A 19,186-nucleotide genomic window follows, 5' to 3' on the forward strand; every position below is an offset into this window, starting at 1 on the left:
TCATAAGCTCAGTCGAACGATTGCATAGATTTAAAAAAAATCGTCACAAGCCTGCAATTAACCGATTTCACTATTAAATATTTTGAGAAAAAGTGCCGGGAAATTACTGATAAGGTACTACTATTATTATGACAACAAAGGAAACCATGCACACAAATTCTATCTTAATCGTCGATGATGAAAAAGCTGCACGCTACGGCATGAAAAAGATTTTACAAAGGGACCACGGTTCCATCTTTGAAGCAACAAACGGCATAGATGTTTTACAAAAAATACATACGTTGCAGCCAGCCCTTATATTTTTAGATATAAATATGCCTCAGCTCGACGGACTAAAAACGCTTGAAAAGATACGTGAAATGAAACATCCCCCGCTTGTGGTTATCGTTACGGCGCACGGTTCGGAAAAGATTGCCGTGGAGGCCATGAAAAAGGGCGCATACGATTACATAGCAAAGCCTTACGAAATGGAAGAACTACGCATTATCACCAGGAACGCGCTGGAGAAAATAGCTCTTCAGGAAGAAAATACCCGCTTGCGCATGGAGATTGGAATGCTTGAGGGATATGGAGAGCTTCTCGGCCAAAGCAAGATCATGCAGGAGGTTTTTGACCGGATAGAAAAAGTAGTTACCGCTGATGTTACGGTACTGCTTCAGGGAGAGAGCGGCAGTGGTAAAGAACTTGCGGCGCATGAGATTCACCGGAGGAGCAAAAGGAAAAACGGTCCGTTTATTGTGATGAATTGCGCTGCCGTGCCGGAAACGCTTATTGAAAGCGAGCTTTTCGGGCATGAAAGGGGATCCTTTACCGGCGCAACAGAAAGGCGCATGGGTAAATTTGAGATGGCAAATAATGGCACTATTCTGCTGGATGAAATAGGGGATATGAGCCTCAGCACACAATCAAAACTCCTGCGGGTACTGCAGGAACAAAAATTTGAACGTCTGGGCGGCACGGAAACACTGGCGGTTGATGTAAGAATCATCAGCGCCACCCACCGCGACCTGGAAGAGGAAATAGAAGAAGGCCGGTTCAGAGAAGATTTATACTATAGAATAAATGTCGTAAATATAAAAATTCCGCCGTTAAGAAAGAGAAAAGAAGACATACCATTGCTGGTAAACCGGTTCATACAACATTTCAGTAAAAAACATTATAAAAATGTTGTTTCTATTTCAAATGACGCCATGAAAAAACTTAGTGCATACAATTGGCCGGGAAACATTCGTCAGTTAAAGAACACCATAGAAAGCGCCATAGTTCTTACAAACAACGATGTTCTTGATATTTCAGACCTCTCTGAAGACATAATACGGGAGGAAAAAACCCCGGATTCAACAAAAAATGTACATTACCATCTCTCATTTCGTGAAGCGAAAAAGATCCTTATTGAAAATTTCGAGAAGGATTTTATCAGTAAGAAACTTGAGGAATGCGGTGGCAATATCAGCCATACGGCAGAGGCATTAGACATGCACCGTCAAAATCTGCAGCAAAAAATAAAAGATTTACAGCTAAATAAAGATATCAAAGAATGAAATGAGTGTATGGGTCGAAAGACAAACAGTAATATCATCATGATGAATCGGCCGGACAAAATCATTTCCGGTTTTTGTCAAAGTAGGGAAATGCCGTTAAAAGCAACGATTCTATTTCATCGGACATTGTATTAAACTCGTACAAATTTGGTTCTTTGGCGCCGGCGCCGAGGAATCCGGCACTGCCAATAGTGTCTCGTAAACCTGAAAATCTTTCTATAATCTCCTTGTGCAGTGAAGTAGCATGCCTTTCGTCATAAGCCAGGACATTTCCTGCCAGCAAGGCAGTATAATACTCTTCTGCTAATCGAAGCCGTACTTTTGCACGAACAAAAATTTTCAGTAGTTCTTTTTTGTTGTAATAAAACTTTTCCTTTATTGCAAAAAAAACGAGCGTTGCCATTTGATTGCACAAATTGCGGAAATCCTGCTCTCGTAATGTAACAGCAAACAGGGGTTTAAAGTCTATATTAAACAGAGTATTAATGTCATTTATACGATCAGTAATATTTTCAATCTCGTTTTGAACCATTAGCCAATTATCTTGTTTCCCGTGAAAAATGATCGCCTTAAAAGTCGTAATCAAAGGGTCTTCTTCCCTTTTGTAACCATAACTATAAGCCGTTTTCCCGGTTGATAAAACAATACCGGCAAAAAAACACAAATAAATAATAACTATTTTTATCATACATTCCCCTATCTTCATAAAGCTGCAAAAGTATCCTGCCTGGTAATTGTGGATGCCTATTTACCACTACAGCGACATTTTATCCTTGCCCTACCTGTTAATTTTGTCAGGGTTGTTTCATTCATAAATTCAGGAAAAAACTATTAGCATGAATATAACATGATTACGCGACAATAATAAAACAAGAACTGTTTGCATTCTGCAACAAACGTATGTTATATTCCGTGAATTATCAGGATGTATACGACCGTACCGCAGCAGTGATTTATTTATATTTTTTAACAAAATATCTAATGGTGAACTCCGAAATGCTAAATACTAAACAAATTCCAAAATACAAAATCCCTATGAAAAAAACCGGGTTTTGAACATTTGAAAATTAAAAATTAGAATTTGTTTCGTATTTCGTGCTTCGGATTTTTTATCTCGTGCTTGTTTGGCACTGGCTATGCCAGCTTAAGAGGGAGAAATAAAGGTGGATATTTTAAAACAAGTCGCTGAATTAAAAGAATTTTTAGGAAAGGTCTATTGCTTTATCGAAGAAAATGAAGATTCATTCAAAGATGGCGTAGAGGCGGAAGAAATGAAAAATGGGCTTTGGAACTGGATGCAGGCATTGGCACAATTCTTACCCGAACATTAATTTTTTGCCAGTACCGCATTTTAAGACTATTCGGTAAGTAAAAGCAGCCCATGGTTTTTAAATACTTGACAAAACATATTTACCTGCTTAGAATACCGTGTCTTTTCCTGTGGGAAAAGTGCCCCCCTTTTTATAAACTATAAATGGTAAGTGAAATACGTATTTTTAATATTTTAGGACAAAAAATAAGGACAATACATGTCAGTTAGAATAGGAATAAATGGTTTTGGAAGGATAGGAAGGAATGTATTTCGTGTAATATCCAAACGGAATAATATCGATGTAGTTGCCATAAATGATCTTGCCGATTCAAAATCGCTGGCAATGTTGCTGAAATATGATTCTATACACGGCAGATTTGACGGAAGCATACAAATAAAAGAAAATGCCCTCATGGTAAATGACAAAGAGGTCAGATTGCTTATGGAGAAAGACCCTGCCAAACTGCCATGGAAATCGATTGGCGTAGACATTGTCATTGAATCTACGGGCATATTTACCTCAAGGTCGGACTGCTCAAAACACCTGGATGCGGGTGCAAAAAAGGTGCTTCTTTCAGCCCCGGCAAAGGATAAAATAGACGCAACAATCGTTGTCGGGGTAAATAATAAAGATCTCCGGCCGGAACACAAAATAGTGTCCAATGCTTCATGCACAACGAATTGTTTAGCGCCGCTCGCAAAAGTATTGCATGACAACTTTGGAATAGAAAAAGGGCTTATGACGACAATACATGCATATACGAATGATCAGCGAATACTGGATTTCATGCATAAGGATATCAGAAGGGCAAGGGCAGCGGCAATAAATATTATTCCGACAACGACTGGAGCGGCAAAGGCAATCGGCGAGGTGATTCCATCACTGAAAGGGAAGTTGGATGGCCTGGCCATGCGGGTTCCCGTGCCCGATGGTTCTGTTACCGATTTGGTGGTTATGCTTGCAAAAGAGGTCGATAGGGATGCAATCAATGCTGCCATGAAAACAGCCGCAGAAGGCGATTTAAAAGGTATCCTTGAATATTGCGGAGACCCCATTGTATCTTCAGATATCATCGGGAATCCACATTCCAGCATATTCGATTCCGCGTTAACGTATGTAATTGATAAACGCATGGCAAAAGTAATATCCTGGTACGATAATGAATGGGGGTTTTCAAACCGCATGGTTGACCTGATCGAATTAATGAGTCGTCTTTAAAAAAAACATCCGTTTTCTTGTGTAATGAAAAATGCCCATTCCCTGCAAAGTAACGAATATTTATTTAAACGAGTAATATTTAGCGCTTTCTCCAATAAGTTTCCTGCAAGCCAAAACGGTTTTTCTCCTGCGTTATTTCTAATAAACCTCATTTTAAAGCATAATAATATTTAAATGAAAAAACTATTTATAAAAGACCTGGCGGTTAGAAAAAAGAAGGTTATGGTACGTACGGATTACAATGTACCATTAGACGAAGATGGGAATATAACCGATGATACCAGGATTCGCGCAACATTGCCAACCATCAACTATTTGCTGGATGAGGAAGCAAAGGTAATTATTGCGTCTCATCTGGGAAGGCCCGTCGGCGCAAATCCGAAATACAGTTTAAAACCTGTAGCAAGGCGTCTGCAACGTTTTCTGACGGAAAAAGTCAAGATCACGCTTGCGGAGGACTGTATTGGCGAAGAGGTAAAAAAACAGGTAGAGGCAATGAATTACGGAGACGTGCTACTGTTGGAAAACTTAAGGTTTCATCCCGGCGAGCAAAAAAACGATGCCGGGTTTGCGAAAGAGCTTGCGGGTTTATGTGATTTATTCGTACAGGATGCATTCGGAAACTGCCACAGAAATCATGCTTCGATGGTCGGGATAGTCCGGTATGTGCCTGCGGCAGCCGGGTTTTTGATCAAGAAAGAGTTGGACTATTTTGAAAAATCCGTCAACGATCCTATACGTCCTGTTATTGCCATTTTGGGAGGCTCTAAGGTCTCTGACAAAATAAAGATCCTTGAAAATCTTGCCAAAAAGATGGATAAAATCATCATCGGCGGGGCAATGGCATTTACCTTTCTTAAAGCACAGGGAATACCGGTTGGGAAATCGCTGGTTGAAGACAGTATGATTGAGACGGCAAATAATCTAATGGATTATACAAAGAAAAATGGCACAAAATTATATTTACCGGTGGATTTCGTTGTGGCGGAAAAATTTGACAAAACGGCGGAAACAAAGGTAGTGCCATTTCAGGAAATACCAGAAAGATGGATTGCCCTTGACATAGGCCCTGCAACGATAAAACTTTTTTCCGCGGTATTGCAGGACGCAAAAACAATTTTATGGAACGGCCCTATGGGGGCGTTTGAAATTGATGCATTCAGCAGAGGAACATACGCCATGGTAGATATCGTAACAAGTTCTCACGCATCCACCGTAGTGGGCGGCGGTGATACCGACATGGCGTTTCACAAAGCAGGGAAAGCGCACGAGGTATCATTTATTTCAACCGGCGGAGGGGCTTTTTTGAAATTATTGGAAGGCGGAGATCTCCCCGGGATAGCATCGCTTACGGACAAAAAAATATAATATACGGACATCTTCCGTAACTTCTCTATTGATCTATGCTAAAACAAAGGAAATACGAAGAATGAGAAATAAGATTAAAATATCCGCTTCAATACTGGCGGCAAATCCCATGCGCTTTGAAGAAGAAATCAAACGCATTGAAGCGGCGGGAATCGATCTCATTCATATTGATGTTATGGACGGCCATTTTGTCCCCAATATTACCATAGGGCCTTTTATTGTTGCGGGGATAAGGCGGATAACAAATATACCATTAGATATACATTTAATGATCGAACATCCGGAACGTTATGTGGAAGCATTTGCCGGGGCGGCGGAAGGCAATGGAATAATTACATTTCATATTGAGACGGTAAAAAACCCCAAAGAGATTATTTCTCTGATCAAAAGTACGGGGATGAAAGTTGGTATATCGTTAAATCCGGGTACGCCCGTAGAAATGATAGAAAATTTTCTGGATCAGGTAGATATGGCGCTCGTCATGTCGGTAAATCCAGGTTTTGCTGGCCAGAAATTTATTCCAATTGCCTTGCCTAAGATTGCAAGGCTCCGCGATAAAGCGCCGGATAAAATGGATATTCAGGTAGATGGAGGAATTACACCAGACAATATTTCCCAGGTAGTAAAACAAGGGGCAAATGTAATCGTAGCCGCTTCTGCTATTTTTAAAACGAGTGACCCTGGCAATGCGATTAAATCCCTGAAACAAATTGCCGAACAAACCATGGAAAAAGATGCTGTTAATCTTGTTAACAGATAAATTCCTTTTTATTGTCCAAAGAAGTTGTTTCCTGGAAATATATAAAAATAGCTTGTTTTTTGGTTAAAAAGTTTTAAACTATCTCTTGTTTTGTTGACGGTTTTTGTAACTATTCAGCGTAAACGATACACGGCTCATTCCCAAACCTTGTACTGAACATAGTGAAGTATCTGTTTGGAAACGAGTTGCGCTCTGATCTCCGGTAGTTTAATAAATTACGCTGAATAGTTATTAGTTTTTCTGTATTTCACAATAGTATATATGGGATATTTTGCACGGGAAAACGTTGCATAAGTGGTCAAAAACAATGTTTGCCAATGATGGAGCGAATATCCCTTTTGTTAATTTAATGGGGGCATGGCAATTCAATGGTGTTCTTTAGAAAAAAGAAAGATATGCCAAACGGCTTATGGATAAGCTGCGACTGGTGCAAAAATTTGGTATATAGGAAAACCGTTGAAGAAAGCTTCCAGGTTTGTCCCGAGTGTGATTACCATTTTCGCATTTTTAGCAGGGACAGATTAAAATTGCTGCTTGATGAAGACAGTTTCGAAGAGTATTGGACTGATATGAAGCCCACCAATCCTTTGAATTTTTTTGACCGCATGTCATACCCAGAAAGGGTTACTGCCGACCAGCTTAAATCCGGACTGAAAGAGGCCGCTATAGTTGGAAAAGGAAAGGTGAATGGCGCTGACATCATGATAGGGATTACCGATCCCAGCTTCATAATGGGAAGTATGGGTTCTGTGGTTGGGGAGAAGATTGTCCGCATAACAGAAAAGGCTATGGATCAAAAATTCCCTTTGGTGATTATTTCTGGTTCAGGCGGAGGAGCTCGCATGCAGGAGGGTATTTTTTCTCTTATGCAAATGGCAAAAACGAGCGCCGCCATAGCAAGGTTTCAACGGGCGGGCGGGCTATACATATCGGTATTAACCGATCCTTCACTGGGTGGAGTAATGGCAAGTTTTGCTTCATTGGCAGATATTACTATTGCCGAACCAAAGGCGCTGATTGGTTTTGCAGGTCCCAGAGTAATTCAGGAAACAATAAAACGAACACTTCCTGGTAATTTTCAGCGGGCGGAATTTTTGCTTGAGCATGGTTTTCTTGATATGATTGTACATCGTAAAAACATGAAGCATGAAATTTCAAGGTTGATTCAATATTTGCATGTTAATTAATAAAAATCTTCCTCGGTAGCTCAATGGTAGAGTGGGTGGCTGTTAACCACTAGGTTGTAGGTTCGAATCCTACCCGAGGAGCCAATCTTAATTATAGGCAGAACTCCAATTACTGAGGTTCTGCCTTTTTCATTAGATACGTTGCAAAGCTACGGCGAAACGTATGAGTTGCAACACGTTTACAAATTTTTGCATCCTGTACCGCCCTTTTTATCGCAACCTGCACACGCATTTCATGAAAATGATACCGCCGTATCTCCTTTGTATCCGGAACGGTGGTGGATTTTTCGCCAGGAAAAACCACCGCCAGACCAATTCTTTCGCGCAGTTTTTATATTTTTTTTCAATGGAATCAAACATAAAAGCGCCACCACAGCCTGAATCCAGTTTTTTTGATGAAGATTTTTTACCCGTTCAGATATAATATCGTGACACTTCCCCTATTAATACGGCCGAGGCATAATCCAAAATTCAGGAAGTGTCCCTCATATCATACGATTTTTTGTTGCTTTTATTAAAATTAGGAATTCTTTTTCTATACTTTTACCATGAAATTTTGAGAGGATACGAAGAGAGGATAATGATTATTTCAAGACATCATAACAATAGTGATGAGAAAAATCACATTTCTCCGAGTCACTTTTTTTTAAACGACAAGGAGAAAACAAAAATTAACTGGTTTCTGTTTGAGTTCGCGCAGGGATTTGGTCATTTCCTTGCGAAAGAGAAACGATTAACGGAGAAGTTATATCAAAAGGGAATAGATAATCTCCGGTTAAAAAATTTCTGCATTTATTACGCAAAACACCTTAAGAAGGTTATTCTTGATAAACTGGAAGGGCGGATCGCCAATGTCAGATTGGGACACGAGGCAATTGAGGAATTTTTTCCTGCTATCGGAGATAGACTTGTAGATAAGTTATTGACGATTGCTGCCAAAGCATGGGATTCGCTAACAGAAGCATGTGTGGTATGTCCGATGCGGTGCATATCAGAAAGGAATGAACGGGCATCAATGTTTGATGATCCATATTATTACAGAGAATAGCTTTGGCTAGAACGGCAAAAAGCGCCGCCGTTGATTTTGGTAGTTAGGCTTAGAAATAGTCGTATTCATTTATAATTTGTAGTCACAGCCAAGGAGGTTCAATGTTTAACAAGAAAATGTTCGGCGAAATGAGAAGAGCAGGTATGGGTACTGGACTATCTAAAGCCAAACTGTCCGAAGCTATGTTGGAAATTCTCTTACAACTTCCTGCGGGAACTAAGAACTTCAAAGAGACCATAGTCTACAATATGGGATTGTTGGGCCAAATGTCTGCTACACGCGATATCAATGAAGCATGGAATCAAGTGAAAAAGAGGGCGGCAAAACTCTACCCGGAAAAATTCATTCTAGCTGACCGAAATAAACTTCACTGGAATGATGGTTCTGTAAAGGTATTGGACAAAGAAATCTCTACAGGAAATTTCAAAAAGCTTAATAAATTGGCTGACATCGAGAATTGCAGCGTCGATAAACTTATATCTAAACTTATAAAATACTATGAAAAAGGAAATCTAAAATAATCTTTAATGCCTGACGACTATTCATTGGAATAATAAAGCGACATTCCCCCCTATTGATGCAGCCGAGGCATAATCTAAAATCAGGGAAGTATCCCTCAATTTCCTTAAAAACCCAACCCAATTTATTTTACCTGCCATCAATACCCTTTACTCCCAAAAACAAACCCTGCCGAAAATCCTCCAATATCCGCGTCTCCTCTCCGGAATAATCTTGAACCATTTCCTTATATTCCCTGTTTTTTGTTTTCCGGGAATTTAATAAAAAACACCTATATCCTCAACCGGCCAGGAGATAGTTTCCCATAAACATATACTGTGTGGCTACTCCATTGGTAATCTATCAATCGTCTTGAAATACCTCTGAGCGTATAATTTTCTAAAAATTGAATTTGAACAAGGTGCTACAATCCCTTGTTCAATGCACATGCGATTTTTTTATGTTTCGAAAATCTAATTGTGTTTTGCTTCAGACGGAAATGGAATTTCTCTTATTGAAATAAGCTATACATAAACTATTTCAAAGGAGGGAAAAATGAAAGAAGTAAGTATGAGAAAAAGGTATCTACCGGAGAAACGAGTGGAGATAATGAAGCAACATTTACTTGAAAAGAAAACACTCTCGGATGTGTGTGACGCTAATGGTATTCATCCAACCATGTACTATCGTTGGCTGAAGGAATTGCTGTCAAATGCCGTATACGCCTTTGGAAAAGGGAAGGACGGGGAGTGCCAGGAATGGAAGAAAAAGGCATTGGAACTGGAGAAGAAGCTTGCCCGCAAAAACGAGGTATTGTCAGAACTGATGGAGGAACACGTTGCGCTAAAAAAAAGTCTTGGGGCAAACTAAAAGGCATTTGGGTAGCCCATGATACAAGGGATATCGTAGTTGATTTTGTCAATAGGTGGTCTGGAAAGGCGGAAATACCGGTGTGCCAATTGATCAGATGGATTGGTATCTCCCAATCTAAGTTTAATGAATGGAGAACTCGTTACGGCAAAGTAAATGAGCACAATGCGTGGATACCGCGTGATACGTGGCTTGAAGAGTGGGAAAAGGAGGCGATCCTTGCCTATTATGAAGAGTATCCTCTTGAAGGTTATCGTAGACTGACCTTTATGATGCTGGATGCTAACATTGTGGCAGTAAGCCCGTCAAGCGTGTACCGGGTGTTGGTGAATGCCGGTGTAATGCGGGAATGGAACAGGAAGCCATCCAAAAAAGGAACTGGGTTTGTGCAGCCTTTAATACCGTATGAACACTGGCATATAGACGTGTCGTACCTGAATATTGGCGGCACATTTTATTATCTCTGCGCAGTTTTAGACGGCTATAGCAGGCAAATAGTCCATTGGGAAATTCGGGAAACAATGAAGGAAACGGAGGTGGAAATCATCAAAGCAGGAAAGTATTCGTCCCTATTGCCCAGTAAACCTGCAAGACGCCCGACGAATTGTGGAGGAATTTGTCGCGCATTACAACACGAAACGATTACATAGCGCAATAGGTTATATCGCTCCGCAGGACAAATTGCTTGGACGTGAAAAAGAAATCTTTTCCGAACGAGACTGTAAATTAAGTGAAGCAAGGGAACGACGGTCGGCTAAACGGAAAATCGCTTGACAGAAAGGAGGCGAAGAAATAGTATCTTGCCGTTCGGTAAAACAGAGGTAGGCTCTGCTGGGGAGCAACCTGCCAAGGGATAGCCGAACGGGGGACGACGGATCGTCTTTTCCGAGAGAGGAGGCAAATCGCTCCTCTCTCACTCACAATCAAAGAATGACGAACCAGAGTTCCTCTTATGCCTAAAATAAACCCTGGGATCTGAGGCAAAGCTCCAGCTTTAGTAGCTTATTTTAAATTTGAAAATTCCAATTCACGGTGAACCAACACAAAAATGTCACGAATTTGTTTATACCGTTACTTTGAATGAGCGCCAAAAAATCCTTGAAGAATTTGCAATTGGGAATATACAAGTTATTGTTGCCGTAAAATGTTTGGACGAAGGCGTAGATGTGCCCGCAACAAAAATTGCATTCTTTTTAGCAAGTACAAGTAATCCGAAGGAGTTTATACAAAGACGTGGACGCATCCTTCGTTTGTCAACTGGCAAAAGCAAATCAATAATATATGATTTTATTGTAGTCCCAAGACTTGAATATATTTCGTTGAAAAGAGATGTTGATGCAAGTCTATTACGACGGGAAATGCCTCGTTTTGCTGAAAATTAGAAATTACATCATTTATGAATTTTAAACATTTGGTAGGAAAATCAACTCTCAAAGAGGGGATAACAATACATAAAAACTATGAATCTTTCTTTGAAAGCCCTAAAGTTGGCGACAAAAAGGAGATTACTCTCATATTTGGGGATAGTCAGAATACCAGAGTTGCTTTAAGGAAGCTAAATAACATTCGACAACACGTCCAGATAAAATATACAACAAAATCTCATGTTCAATTTATAAATTGGTTAAATGATATTTTTAAAGCTACGAAATTCGGTAGAGTTGGAGAGTTTTTGGAATTTAAGAAAATATCTTCCGATGTTTATAAATTAATTCCAATTACAATACAAGATTCGCACAACACAAGATTATATATAGCAGATTCAATGCATTACAAATCATTGGATATTGTTGATAAAGATTTATATTTAGGTGAGATTGAATCAATAGTAAATAGTATTAAATTTCAAATAGATGAAGGGCAGTCTTATTACAACAAAAAGTTAGAACAGGCATTTATTGAGTATAGCTGGCAAAAAGAAGGTAGAGCCATACCTGAATTAGATTTAAAATATGACTTTAGAAAAAATGGTATTCAGATCGAAGTTGAGTTTGGGAATGCAAGGTCATATTATCAGGATTACATCAAATTCATGCTTTCTTATTGTTCAAGGCAGATACATTTGGGAATGTTAATAACACCAACATTTGATTTTGCAAACATCCTTTGTGAAATAGGAAAGCAAAAAGCATTACTTCGGGGAAGGAAATCTTATTCAGGTATGATGCATTACGAAAAAGCTTATAAAGAGTTTACTTATCTTAAAAATATTTTTGATATGCCCATTGTTATTCTTGGGATAGATATAAATTATCTTTAAAAAGTATAGAATATAAAATTACTATAAGAATTATTCAATTTTATATTAGTAGAGTTGAATCCACAGAAAATGTTGTGTTGATGGTTTGGCGTAATGGCAACACTTCTTTGGAATGATATATAGTCAAACAAATCAGATTTTCGAAATTTGCTCGCCAATAATTTGAAAATTTTCAGTTAAAAGAGTAGACAATTCATCTGTATACTCGTTAATATTTTTGAAAAAACTTAAACATTTGTTTTTAAACTTCTCATAAGTATCATAATACTTGTTATACAATATTTTTTTGCGAAAGAATTTCCATAATCTTTCAATGAGATTTAAATTGGGCGAATAGGAAGGGAGAAATTTGATCTTTATTCTCGAATTTGCAAGGTATTCTTTGACCAACTTAGACCTGTAATATTTAGCATTATCAGAGATTATGTAAATAGTACCGGCTTGAGCATACCTTGACTCTATTTCATGGAAAAGCTTTATTGTTGATTGAGCATTGATGCTTTCATCTTCCCGGATTGTTACTTCAAAGGTTTCTATGTCAATAGCACCGTTTAAATTTATTCTTTTCCTGCCGGTATTAGAGGGTATTTCCTTCTTTTTGCCTTTCTCTATCCAGCAATATGCAGACGTAGAATTGTGCTGTGGATGAACTCCATCCATAAAAAGTATCTTATCTCCAGGGGCTTTCTCTTCTTTGAGTTGTTTGTAGTTTTCGATAAATTCTTTTTGTTTTTCAGGGTTTGCTTTGCCTGGAACTATTGTAGTTTTCTTGTAAGTAAAGCCTAATCTATCGAGGGTATGTACCATTCCTTCGGGTGTATAGATTTTATTGAATGTCTGTTTTACTTATTCAACAATTTCTTTTGCCGCACTATAGTTGTTTTTCCTGATATGATCTTTTAATTGTTCTTCTTGTTCGCAGGTGAGTTTTGGCACACAGCCAATATAATTGTCAGATAAAAGCCCGTCAAAACCTTTATCTTTGTATAGTTTTTCGTAATTCCTGATTGTTTGATCGTCTAACAAGAGCGCCTCTGCTACTTTTTCATAACTCCATCCTGAATCAAGAAGAAGTATAGCTTTGATTCGGTCGGCATGACGTCTATGAGGCTCTTTCTTATGTGCTTTTTTAAATTCTATTCGGGTTTTTTCACTGAGAAATGGATTCATGCAGAATTTAATACTCTAGAAACAATTCAAATGCAAGAAAAAAACAGGTTCTTCTAAAAATAAATGCTTTTACTATAGAAAAGGAAACAGGCGTTCGCGTTATTCGCGGGCTTCTTGATAAGCCTGGAATGTTAGATAAAGGAGATAAACGCATAATTGATAATGTTATTCCCGATTATCAAATATTAAACGAAATCGAATATGACTATGACTATGGTTTAAAAGATGCCTATATAGGTTACGCAACAAGGGGTTGTCCCAAAAAATGCCCTTTTTGTGCAGTCAATAAAATAGAACCGAATTATGTTCACTACTTACCTTTAAAAAAGCAAGTTTTAGGTATAGAGGAAATATATGGACAAAAACGTAATTTAGTCTTAATGGATAACAATATTCTTGCATCAACTAACTTTGAAAAAATAATTGATGAGATCATAGATTTAGGGTTTTATAAAGGGGCAAAATTTAATGGTAAGCTAAGGAAAGTTGATTTCAATCAAGGGACAGATGCTCATTATCTCACTTCTGGGAAAATGGACTTATTAGCAAAAACTGCTATACGGCCATTAAGAATCGCATTTGATTACATCTCTATGAAAGACCTTTATATATCCAAGATTAAGCTGGCAAGAGATTGTGGTATTTCAAACCTTTCAAATTATGTTCTTTACAATTATGTAGATGCTCCTGAAGATTTTTATCAGAGACTAAAGATAAATGTGCAACTTAACGAAGAGTTGGGCACAAAAATATATTCTTTTCCAATGAAATATATTCCTTTAACGGATGTTCACCCCTGCCAAAACGCATAAGTGCTTAATAAATAGTTGGTTAAGGCTGTATTTTTAATAAATATGTAGTCACTAATATATTGTTATTATACGACAATATACTTGACGGATAATGGTTGTTATCTGTACAATGGTGGACATGCATATTGTAGAGAACAAGTCAAAATCCGGTAAAAAAATCTATCGATCTACCCTTCTGCGGGAATCGTACCGTGAGGATGGGAAGGTCAAGAAACGCACCATTGCGAATCTGTCGAATTGCACTCCCCTGGAGATTGAAGCGATAAGACTTGCACTCGCACATAAAGACGATCTCTGTGCATTGGGCGCATTGTCAGAATCGGTGAAACTCCATGAGGGTTTGTCTGTGGGAGCAGCGTGGAGCGTGTACCAAGTGGCAAAGGAATTAGGGATAGAAGAGGCATTGGGAAAGGACTTTGAAGGAAAGCTGGCGCTTTGGCAAGTAATGGCAAGGGTAATAGGCCAGGGGTCAAGACTGTCTGCAGTAAGGCTGGCGCAGATACATGCTGCGGGTGACGTCCTGGATATGAAGCGTGGGTTTGACGAGAACAATCTGTACGATAATTTGTCATGGTTGTCAGAGAATCAGGCAAAGATAGAGCGAAAGCTGTTTGAGTTAAGACGAGGAGGCAATAAGCCGAAGTTGTTTTTGTATGACGTGACGAGCAGTTATTTAGAGGGGAAGTCGAATCATTTTGGTGAGTACGGGTATAATCGTGACGGCAAAAAGAGGAAAAAACAGATAGTGATCGGTATGCTTTGTGATGAATCCGGGGAGCCGGTATCAACAGAAGTATTTAGGGGCAACACCCAGGATCCGAAGACCTTTGAATCTCAGGTAAAGAAGGTATTAGAGCGGTTTGGATGCAAAGATGTAACGATTGTAGGAGATCGTGGGATGATCAAGACGGTGCAAATCGAAAGTTTACCGGAAGGGTTTCATTACATAACGGCGATAACCAAGCCGCAGATAGAGTCGTTGATAAATAAAGGGATACTGCAATTAGGATTGTTCGAAGAAAAGCTCTGCGAGATAAAGGATGATGAGGTTCGATATATTCTGAGGCGCAATCCGGTAAGGGCGGAAGAGATGTCAAAGACCCGTGTATCAAAATTACAGAGTATAGAGAAATACATCGTGAAGAAGAACAGTTATCTGAAGGAACATCCTAAGTCGTCAGTATCGAAGGCCCTGGAAACAACAAGGGAAAGGCTAACGAGATTGAAACTTGATGGGTGGGTGCAGATAAAAGAAGAGGATAGGACGCTAAAGATAGAGAGAGATGAGGAAGCATTAAAGGAGGCATCATACCTTGATGGTTGTTACGCAATCAAGACTGATCTTGAGGAGAACGAGGCGGATACCAATCTGGTACATGAACGATACAAGGATTTAACGGAAGTGGAGAAGGCGTTTCGGGACTGTAAGACGGTGAATTTGGAGGTTCGTCCGGTGTATGTAAGAAAGGAGGATAGTACACGGGGACATGTGTTTGTGGTAATGCTTGCGTACATGATAATTCGAAGGCTGCGCAGAGCGTGGAAGAATTTTGACTTGACGGTAGAGGAAGGTCTCGCACAATTGACGACCATTTGTTCGATGGAAGTAACAATCAAAGGCCAAAAAGCTAGTTGCCAGAAGATCCCGCGTCCGCGGCAACAATCACATGAATTATTAGAGGCATTACAGATAAAGTTGCCAGAAGTATTGCCAAGCCGGAACATACGGGTAGTCACTAGAAAAAAGCTTGCTGTTCGGCGTAAAAGTCAATAAATATAAGGCTTTTACGGCACTTTTGTTTTTTGACTTGGGGTGAACATCCGCTTTAACAGCAAAGGATACGTCTTTCATTGGTAAAAATTGGAATAAGAAGATCTTACGTGGTTTACAATGTGTACTTTTAGTAACCAGAGGACTCATAAGTCCTCGTAAGGAATTTTTTGAAGCGGCATTTGGTTCTACATTCGAAGAATTCCTTCAAATATTGCTAATGCCCGAGGATTATATTATTAATAGAAGAAGGCATGAATTGAATGGGGCACTTGATTGGAAAAATACTTAAAAAAATAAAAAAAAAAAAAAAAAAATTTAAAATAAAAAAAAAATGAAAAAATAAAAAATAAAGAAAAGAGAAAAAAAAAACTTTTAAAACCAAAAAAAAAAAAAAAAATTTGGAAAAAAAATATAAAAAGGTTTCGTCAAATAAAATGAAAAGGCTACTATCTCACTATATTGAATTTAATAAAAGTATAATTTACTGACCCATTATTGTTACCCTCCCGACCAGGTTCACATAGGCATCACTATCATTGCGCTGACGGCACTTTATATAGAAGAAAATCAACTTGATAAGGCGGAAGAATTTATCAAACGAGAGGAAGATTCTAAACGAAAGACACCTGCGCATACGGCAAATACCCTATTACCTCATTATGAAACATCGCTGCACATTTCACGATCAAAAATAAACTTTGCAAGAAACAATTTCGATGATGGAATAAAAGAATTAAACAATTGCCCTGAAAATCCAGCCGGAATTACTGTTAATTTGGGATGAATTGGAAAAGGCGTATCTATCAGTCTTCTTCAAAAGAATTCAGGGACAATTCATGGCTCATTTTTACCCACACACTTGACTGAAGAGCCTTTAATTATTTACGGTACTACGGTGATGACCTGTTTCACGACTTATACTTCTTTCACTCTTACCCTGCTCTTTTAGCCTCTTCATAATTTGCACTGCTTGCATATGTACCATCCTTTTACTACTTATAAGGAATTATTCTTACTCAATTCCTTATAAGATAGCTTTTCTCTACGAGTGGTACTATTTTACCTTGCCATCTGGTACAATTTTACTCTACCATAATCAACCATCGTGGATTGTTAAAATACCTGCGTCAAAATTAAAATTATTAACTCTTAAGTTTAAGCATTCGAACATCCGAAGCCCGCATCCATACAGAAGCTTAACAATCAGGTTGTTAGGATAGGTAAGACGCTCAAGAATCGAGTGAACCTCTTCCCGCGATAAAACAACGGGTATATAAGGCCTACTTTTGGCCCTGAGAGTATTACTGTTATCTCCGAAATCCTTCTTGATAATATGCTTATAAAAAAACAACTGCGCGTTAAATGCCTGATTTTGTGTTGATACCGCCACCTTACGTTTGACCGCTAAATATTACATAAATCCTTCACCTCCACAGACGACAGGGACTGAATATCCTTATTATGGGCAAATCCCTGAAATTTCTTAGTCCAATGTGTATAAGCCCATAAGGTTTTCGGAGAATAATGTTTAATCTTTATTAAGGCACTTAACCCATGTATTGCATCCATACATCCTTTGGTATTTTCAAAAACAATCGCCTTTTTTGAATCAACAGAAACAGGCGGCACAATAAAATGATTGTTGGGGACGGATTGAGTGCTTTGTTTTTGCAGGCTTACCGGTTGGTCTTCCTCCCTGCAATTCTTTATGAAAATCTGGATAGCTTTTCTTACCATCATTAATGGAATCATGAGTTTCGGGCTGCCTTATGGAATCGTGGCGAGAAAAAGTTTGGGGAGGTTTGTTTTTGCCGATACGAAGGCTGCGACTTTTCCTGCGCATTTTCACTTTCTAAAAGATTGTCTTCAGGATAAGACCGGACTATGGAGTAGTAAAGAGATATGGCAAGGGCTGCCTGTTTCAGTTGTTGAGAAGACTGATGTTTTTCTTGTAATTTTTTTATAAACTGCGAAAGACTCTCCTTTTTCGATTCGAAAAAATCATATTTTTTACAGAAGTCAATGTAATAACGAAGCCTTTCTCTAAAGTTATGCTGTTCACTCCTTGGAATTCGCTTATGAATGAGAATAGGATCAAACTTAATCGTAATGTTTTGTGGAATATGCATTAGAATCCTCTTGCGTAATATCGACAAAAATGTTATTTTTTCAACTTGTTACAGATAATACACAAAAATAATGCATTATCTATAAAAAATTATCTGTTTTTCGAAGAAAAATCACTAGTAAAAATGCAATAAGTAAATGTATACATTGTTATCTATAAACTTATCAATTACTGGTTAGACGGCTAAGCTCCCCATCTGCCGGCATCAAGGAGGCTTCCTGAAAATACAAGACTACCTCTCCGAAATAGAGCCCGCCGCCACCGCAGTAATTGCGGAGATCCACCGAGAAGAACGACACGTTGAGGACCTTTCCCGCACCTTAGCTCAAATCACGAAAGCTACGGAGGAAGGTTACACAAAGGTAGAACAAATCAATAAGATGGATGAGTACCTCTCCAGTATTCCTGGGTACCAGGACGACGATCCACTACTGAGCACTGCGATTTACTGGGATACTTACTTTGGCATGGATAAAGAACGCCACCTGACAGACAAGAACCTCCGTGAAGCTATGCTTCGACTTGCTGCTCACGAGTTTGCCAGGCATGCGATGTCTGGAGCTCTTCTGCAGTTCGCCAAGCAAGGATTGTCAATTAGATATGGCAAGAGCTTATCAGCTTGCCCTAAAGGACGACTTATCGGATCCCAATCGATTACCGATGTAATCTGGCAAGGCCGCAATCAAGCTATTCACTGGGAGGAGGGTCAATTTCACTCTGCAACCGAGGCTGCCCTCAAGCAGCTCGCCAAAGATTTCAGATCCCCATACGACCAGTACGCTTCACGCAGCCTTGCATACGAGATCATCTCCATCTTAGGCTGGCAGAGCTTTGCCGATTTCTCAAAAGATCTCTTGGCACTCGATTCTTGACTATTGGGATGAACGATGCCCTTGTACCGTGAGTTGGAAGTGCTCACCGAGCGTTTGAGCCCCGTAACACCGGAGGCCAGTGGCTAGACGTGGGCCGTCTAACATCGCACTGGAGCCGACGCCCAATAGCGGGAACGACGGAGGAGCGGAAGCAATTGCTACTGGACGTGGAATTGAAAATTTAAACAGATTAAATAAGGTATATGGAAAAAAATACTGGCGAAAGTTGAAAGGTATTTGCCAGGTGGAACTGGAAGATGGTACAATTTTAGACGTCGAAGTACGCTGGTACGAGAAGAGCATGGCATCGGGAAAAAAGAACTTAAAATCAAAAAATATTTATGAAGAAAAGGCGATTTAAAAACAT

The 19,186-nt window shown here is 39.1% G+C and carries 21 protein-coding genes, 1 tRNA gene and 1 pseudogene; 17 read left to right on the plus strand and 6 right to left on the minus strand.

Features of this window, described 5'->3' with window-relative positions:
• Nucleotides 1–128 precede the first annotated feature (128 nt).
• Complete coding sequence (locus tag M5U24_RS15350) at nt 129–1,541, plus strand: sigma-54 dependent transcriptional regulator (RefSeq protein ID WP_099324659.1); 1,413 nt, start codon at nt 129–131, stop codon at nt 1,539–1,541.
• A gap of 61 nt (nt 1,542–1,602) precedes the next feature.
• Here M5U24_RS15350 and M5U24_RS15355 read toward each other — a convergent pair whose 3' ends face one another.
• Nucleotides 1,603–2,229, minus strand: coding sequence for a hypothetical protein (locus M5U24_RS15355; protein WP_157820434.1), 627 nt, complete (start codon nt 2,227–2,229; stop codon nt 1,603–1,605).
• Nucleotides 2,230–2,704: 475 nt separating this feature from the next.
• Here M5U24_RS15355 and M5U24_RS15360 point away from each other — a divergent pair, with 475 nt between their 5' ends.
• From M5U24_RS15360 to M5U24_RS15415, 12 genes are all read left to right on the plus strand, one after another.
• Nucleotides 2,705–2,872 (plus strand): hypothetical protein, encoded by a 168-nt coding sequence (locus M5U24_RS15360; protein ID WP_157820435.1) that lies wholly within the window; start codon nt 2,705–2,707, stop codon nt 2,870–2,872.
• A gap of 198 nt (nt 2,873–3,070) precedes the next feature.
• A complete protein-coding gene (gene gap, locus M5U24_RS15365) occupies nt 3,071–4,072 on the plus strand; it encodes a type I glyceraldehyde-3-phosphate dehydrogenase (protein ID WP_099324661.1) in 1,002 nt (333 codons plus the stop codon).
• A gap of 174 nt (nt 4,073–4,246) precedes the next feature.
• Entirely contained in the window at nt 4,247–5,440 is a 1,194-nt protein-coding gene (locus M5U24_RS15370) for a phosphoglycerate kinase (RefSeq protein ID WP_099324662.1), read from the plus strand.
• A 61-nt stretch (nt 5,441–5,501) separates the two neighbouring features.
• Nucleotides 5,502–6,200, plus strand: coding sequence for a ribulose-phosphate 3-epimerase (gene rpe / locus M5U24_RS15375; RefSeq protein WP_099324663.1), 699 nt, complete (start codon nt 5,502–5,504; stop codon nt 6,198–6,200).
• Between the two features lie 368 nt (nt 6,201–6,568).
• Nucleotides 6,569–7,387 carry an acetyl-CoA carboxylase, carboxyltransferase subunit beta gene (gene accD / locus M5U24_RS15380; RefSeq protein WP_099324664.1) on the plus strand — a complete coding sequence of 273 codons (819 nt, stop codon included), beginning with the start codon at nt 6,569–6,571 and terminating at the stop codon, nt 7,385–7,387.
• 9 nt (nt 7,388–7,396) lie between these two features.
• Nucleotides 7,397–7,471: transfer RNA gene (locus M5U24_RS15385), tRNA-Asn, on the plus strand.
• A gap of 496 nt (nt 7,472–7,967) precedes the next feature.
• Nucleotides 7,968–8,435, plus strand: coding sequence for a hypothetical protein (locus M5U24_RS15390; protein WP_099324666.1), 468 nt, complete (start codon nt 7,968–7,970; stop codon nt 8,433–8,435).
• Between the two features lie 101 nt (nt 8,436–8,536).
• Entirely contained in the window at nt 8,537–8,956 is a 420-nt protein-coding gene (locus M5U24_RS15395; protein WP_099324667.1) for a hypothetical protein, read from the plus strand.
• 532 nt (nt 8,957–9,488) lie between these two features.
• The gene (locus tag M5U24_RS15400) at nt 9,489–9,803 is read left to right on the plus strand and encodes a transposase (protein ID WP_099324668.1); all 315 of its coding nucleotides are present in this window, start codon (nt 9,489–9,491) and stop codon (nt 9,801–9,803) included.
• On the plus strand, nt 9,692–10,453 hold the full coding sequence (locus tag M5U24_RS15405) for a hypothetical protein (RefSeq protein WP_205713365.1): 762 nt from the start codon (nt 9,692–9,694) through the stop codon (nt 10,451–10,453). Before M5U24_RS15400 ends, M5U24_RS15405 begins: the two co-directional genes overlap by 112 nt.
• A 363-nt stretch (nt 10,454–10,816) precedes the next feature.
• Nucleotides 10,817–11,185, plus strand: a complete 369-nt coding sequence (locus M5U24_RS15410) for a helicase-related protein (protein ID WP_197705372.1) — start codon at nt 10,817–10,819, stop codon at nt 11,183–11,185.
• A gap of 14 nt (nt 11,186–11,199) precedes the next feature.
• A complete protein-coding gene (locus M5U24_RS15415; protein WP_099324670.1) occupies nt 11,200–12,063 on the plus strand; it encodes a BglII/BstYI family type II restriction endonuclease in 864 nt (287 codons plus the stop codon).
• Nucleotides 12,064–12,195: 132 nt separating this feature from the next.
• Here the strand turns inward: M5U24_RS15415 and M5U24_RS15420 are convergent.
• Nucleotides 12,196–12,897 (minus strand): annotated as a pseudogene (locus M5U24_RS15420) (IS630 family transposase); the annotation flags it as partial.
• Between the two features lie 12 nt (nt 12,898–12,909).
• Nucleotides 12,910–13,233, minus strand: coding sequence for a helix-turn-helix domain-containing protein (locus M5U24_RS15425; protein WP_298202905.1), 324 nt, complete (start codon nt 13,231–13,233; stop codon nt 12,910–12,912).
• 128 nt (nt 13,234–13,361) lie between these two features.
• Here M5U24_RS15425 and M5U24_RS15430 point away from each other — a divergent pair, with 128 nt between their 5' ends.
• Together M5U24_RS15430 and M5U24_RS15435 are read left to right on the plus strand one after the other, a co-directional pair.
• Nucleotides 13,362–14,045, plus strand: coding sequence for a hypothetical protein (locus tag M5U24_RS15430; protein WP_298202907.1), 684 nt, complete (start codon nt 13,362–13,364; stop codon nt 14,043–14,045).
• 91 nt (nt 14,046–14,136) lie between these two features.
• Nucleotides 14,137–15,819 (plus strand): IS1634 family transposase, encoded by a 1,683-nt coding sequence (locus M5U24_RS15435; protein ID WP_205713364.1) that lies wholly within the window; start codon nt 14,137–14,139, stop codon nt 15,817–15,819.
• Nucleotides 15,820–16,915: 1,096 nt separating this feature from the next.
• Here M5U24_RS15435 and M5U24_RS15440 read toward each other — a convergent pair.
• From M5U24_RS15440 to M5U24_RS15450, 3 genes are read right to left on the minus strand one after another with little or no spacing between them, the layout of a single operon-like run.
• Nucleotides 16,916–17,209, minus strand: a complete 294-nt coding sequence (locus M5U24_RS15440) for a tyrosine-type recombinase/integrase (protein ID WP_099324674.1) — start codon at nt 17,207–17,209, stop codon at nt 16,916–16,918.
• 14 nt (nt 17,210–17,223) lie between these two features.
• On the minus strand, nt 17,224–17,571 hold the full coding sequence (locus M5U24_RS15445) for a hypothetical protein (RefSeq protein ID WP_099324675.1): 348 nt from the start codon (nt 17,569–17,571) through the stop codon (nt 17,224–17,226).
• Nucleotides 17,568–17,948, minus strand: coding sequence for a hypothetical protein (locus tag M5U24_RS15450; RefSeq protein ID WP_099324676.1), 381 nt, complete (start codon nt 17,946–17,948; stop codon nt 17,568–17,570). Before M5U24_RS15450 ends, M5U24_RS15445 begins: the two co-directional genes overlap by 4 nt.
• 379 nt (nt 17,949–18,327) lie before the next feature.
• Here M5U24_RS15450 and M5U24_RS15455 point away from each other — a divergent pair, with 379 nt between their 5' ends.
• Nucleotides 18,328–18,819 (plus strand): hypothetical protein, encoded by a 492-nt coding sequence (locus M5U24_RS15455; RefSeq protein ID WP_099324677.1) that lies wholly within the window; start codon nt 18,328–18,330, stop codon nt 18,817–18,819.
• 79 nt (nt 18,820–18,898) lie between these two features.
• Nucleotides 18,899–19,180, plus strand: a complete 282-nt coding sequence (locus M5U24_RS15460) for a hypothetical protein (protein ID WP_197705373.1) — start codon at nt 18,899–18,901, stop codon at nt 19,178–19,180.
• The last annotated feature ends 6 nt before the right edge of the window (nt 19,181–19,186 follow it).

Source organism: Candidatus Kuenenia sp. (assembly GCF_027493735.1).
Taxonomy (GTDB): Bacteria; Planctomycetota; Brocadiia; order Brocadiales; family Brocadiaceae; genus Kuenenia; species Kuenenia stuttgartiensis_A.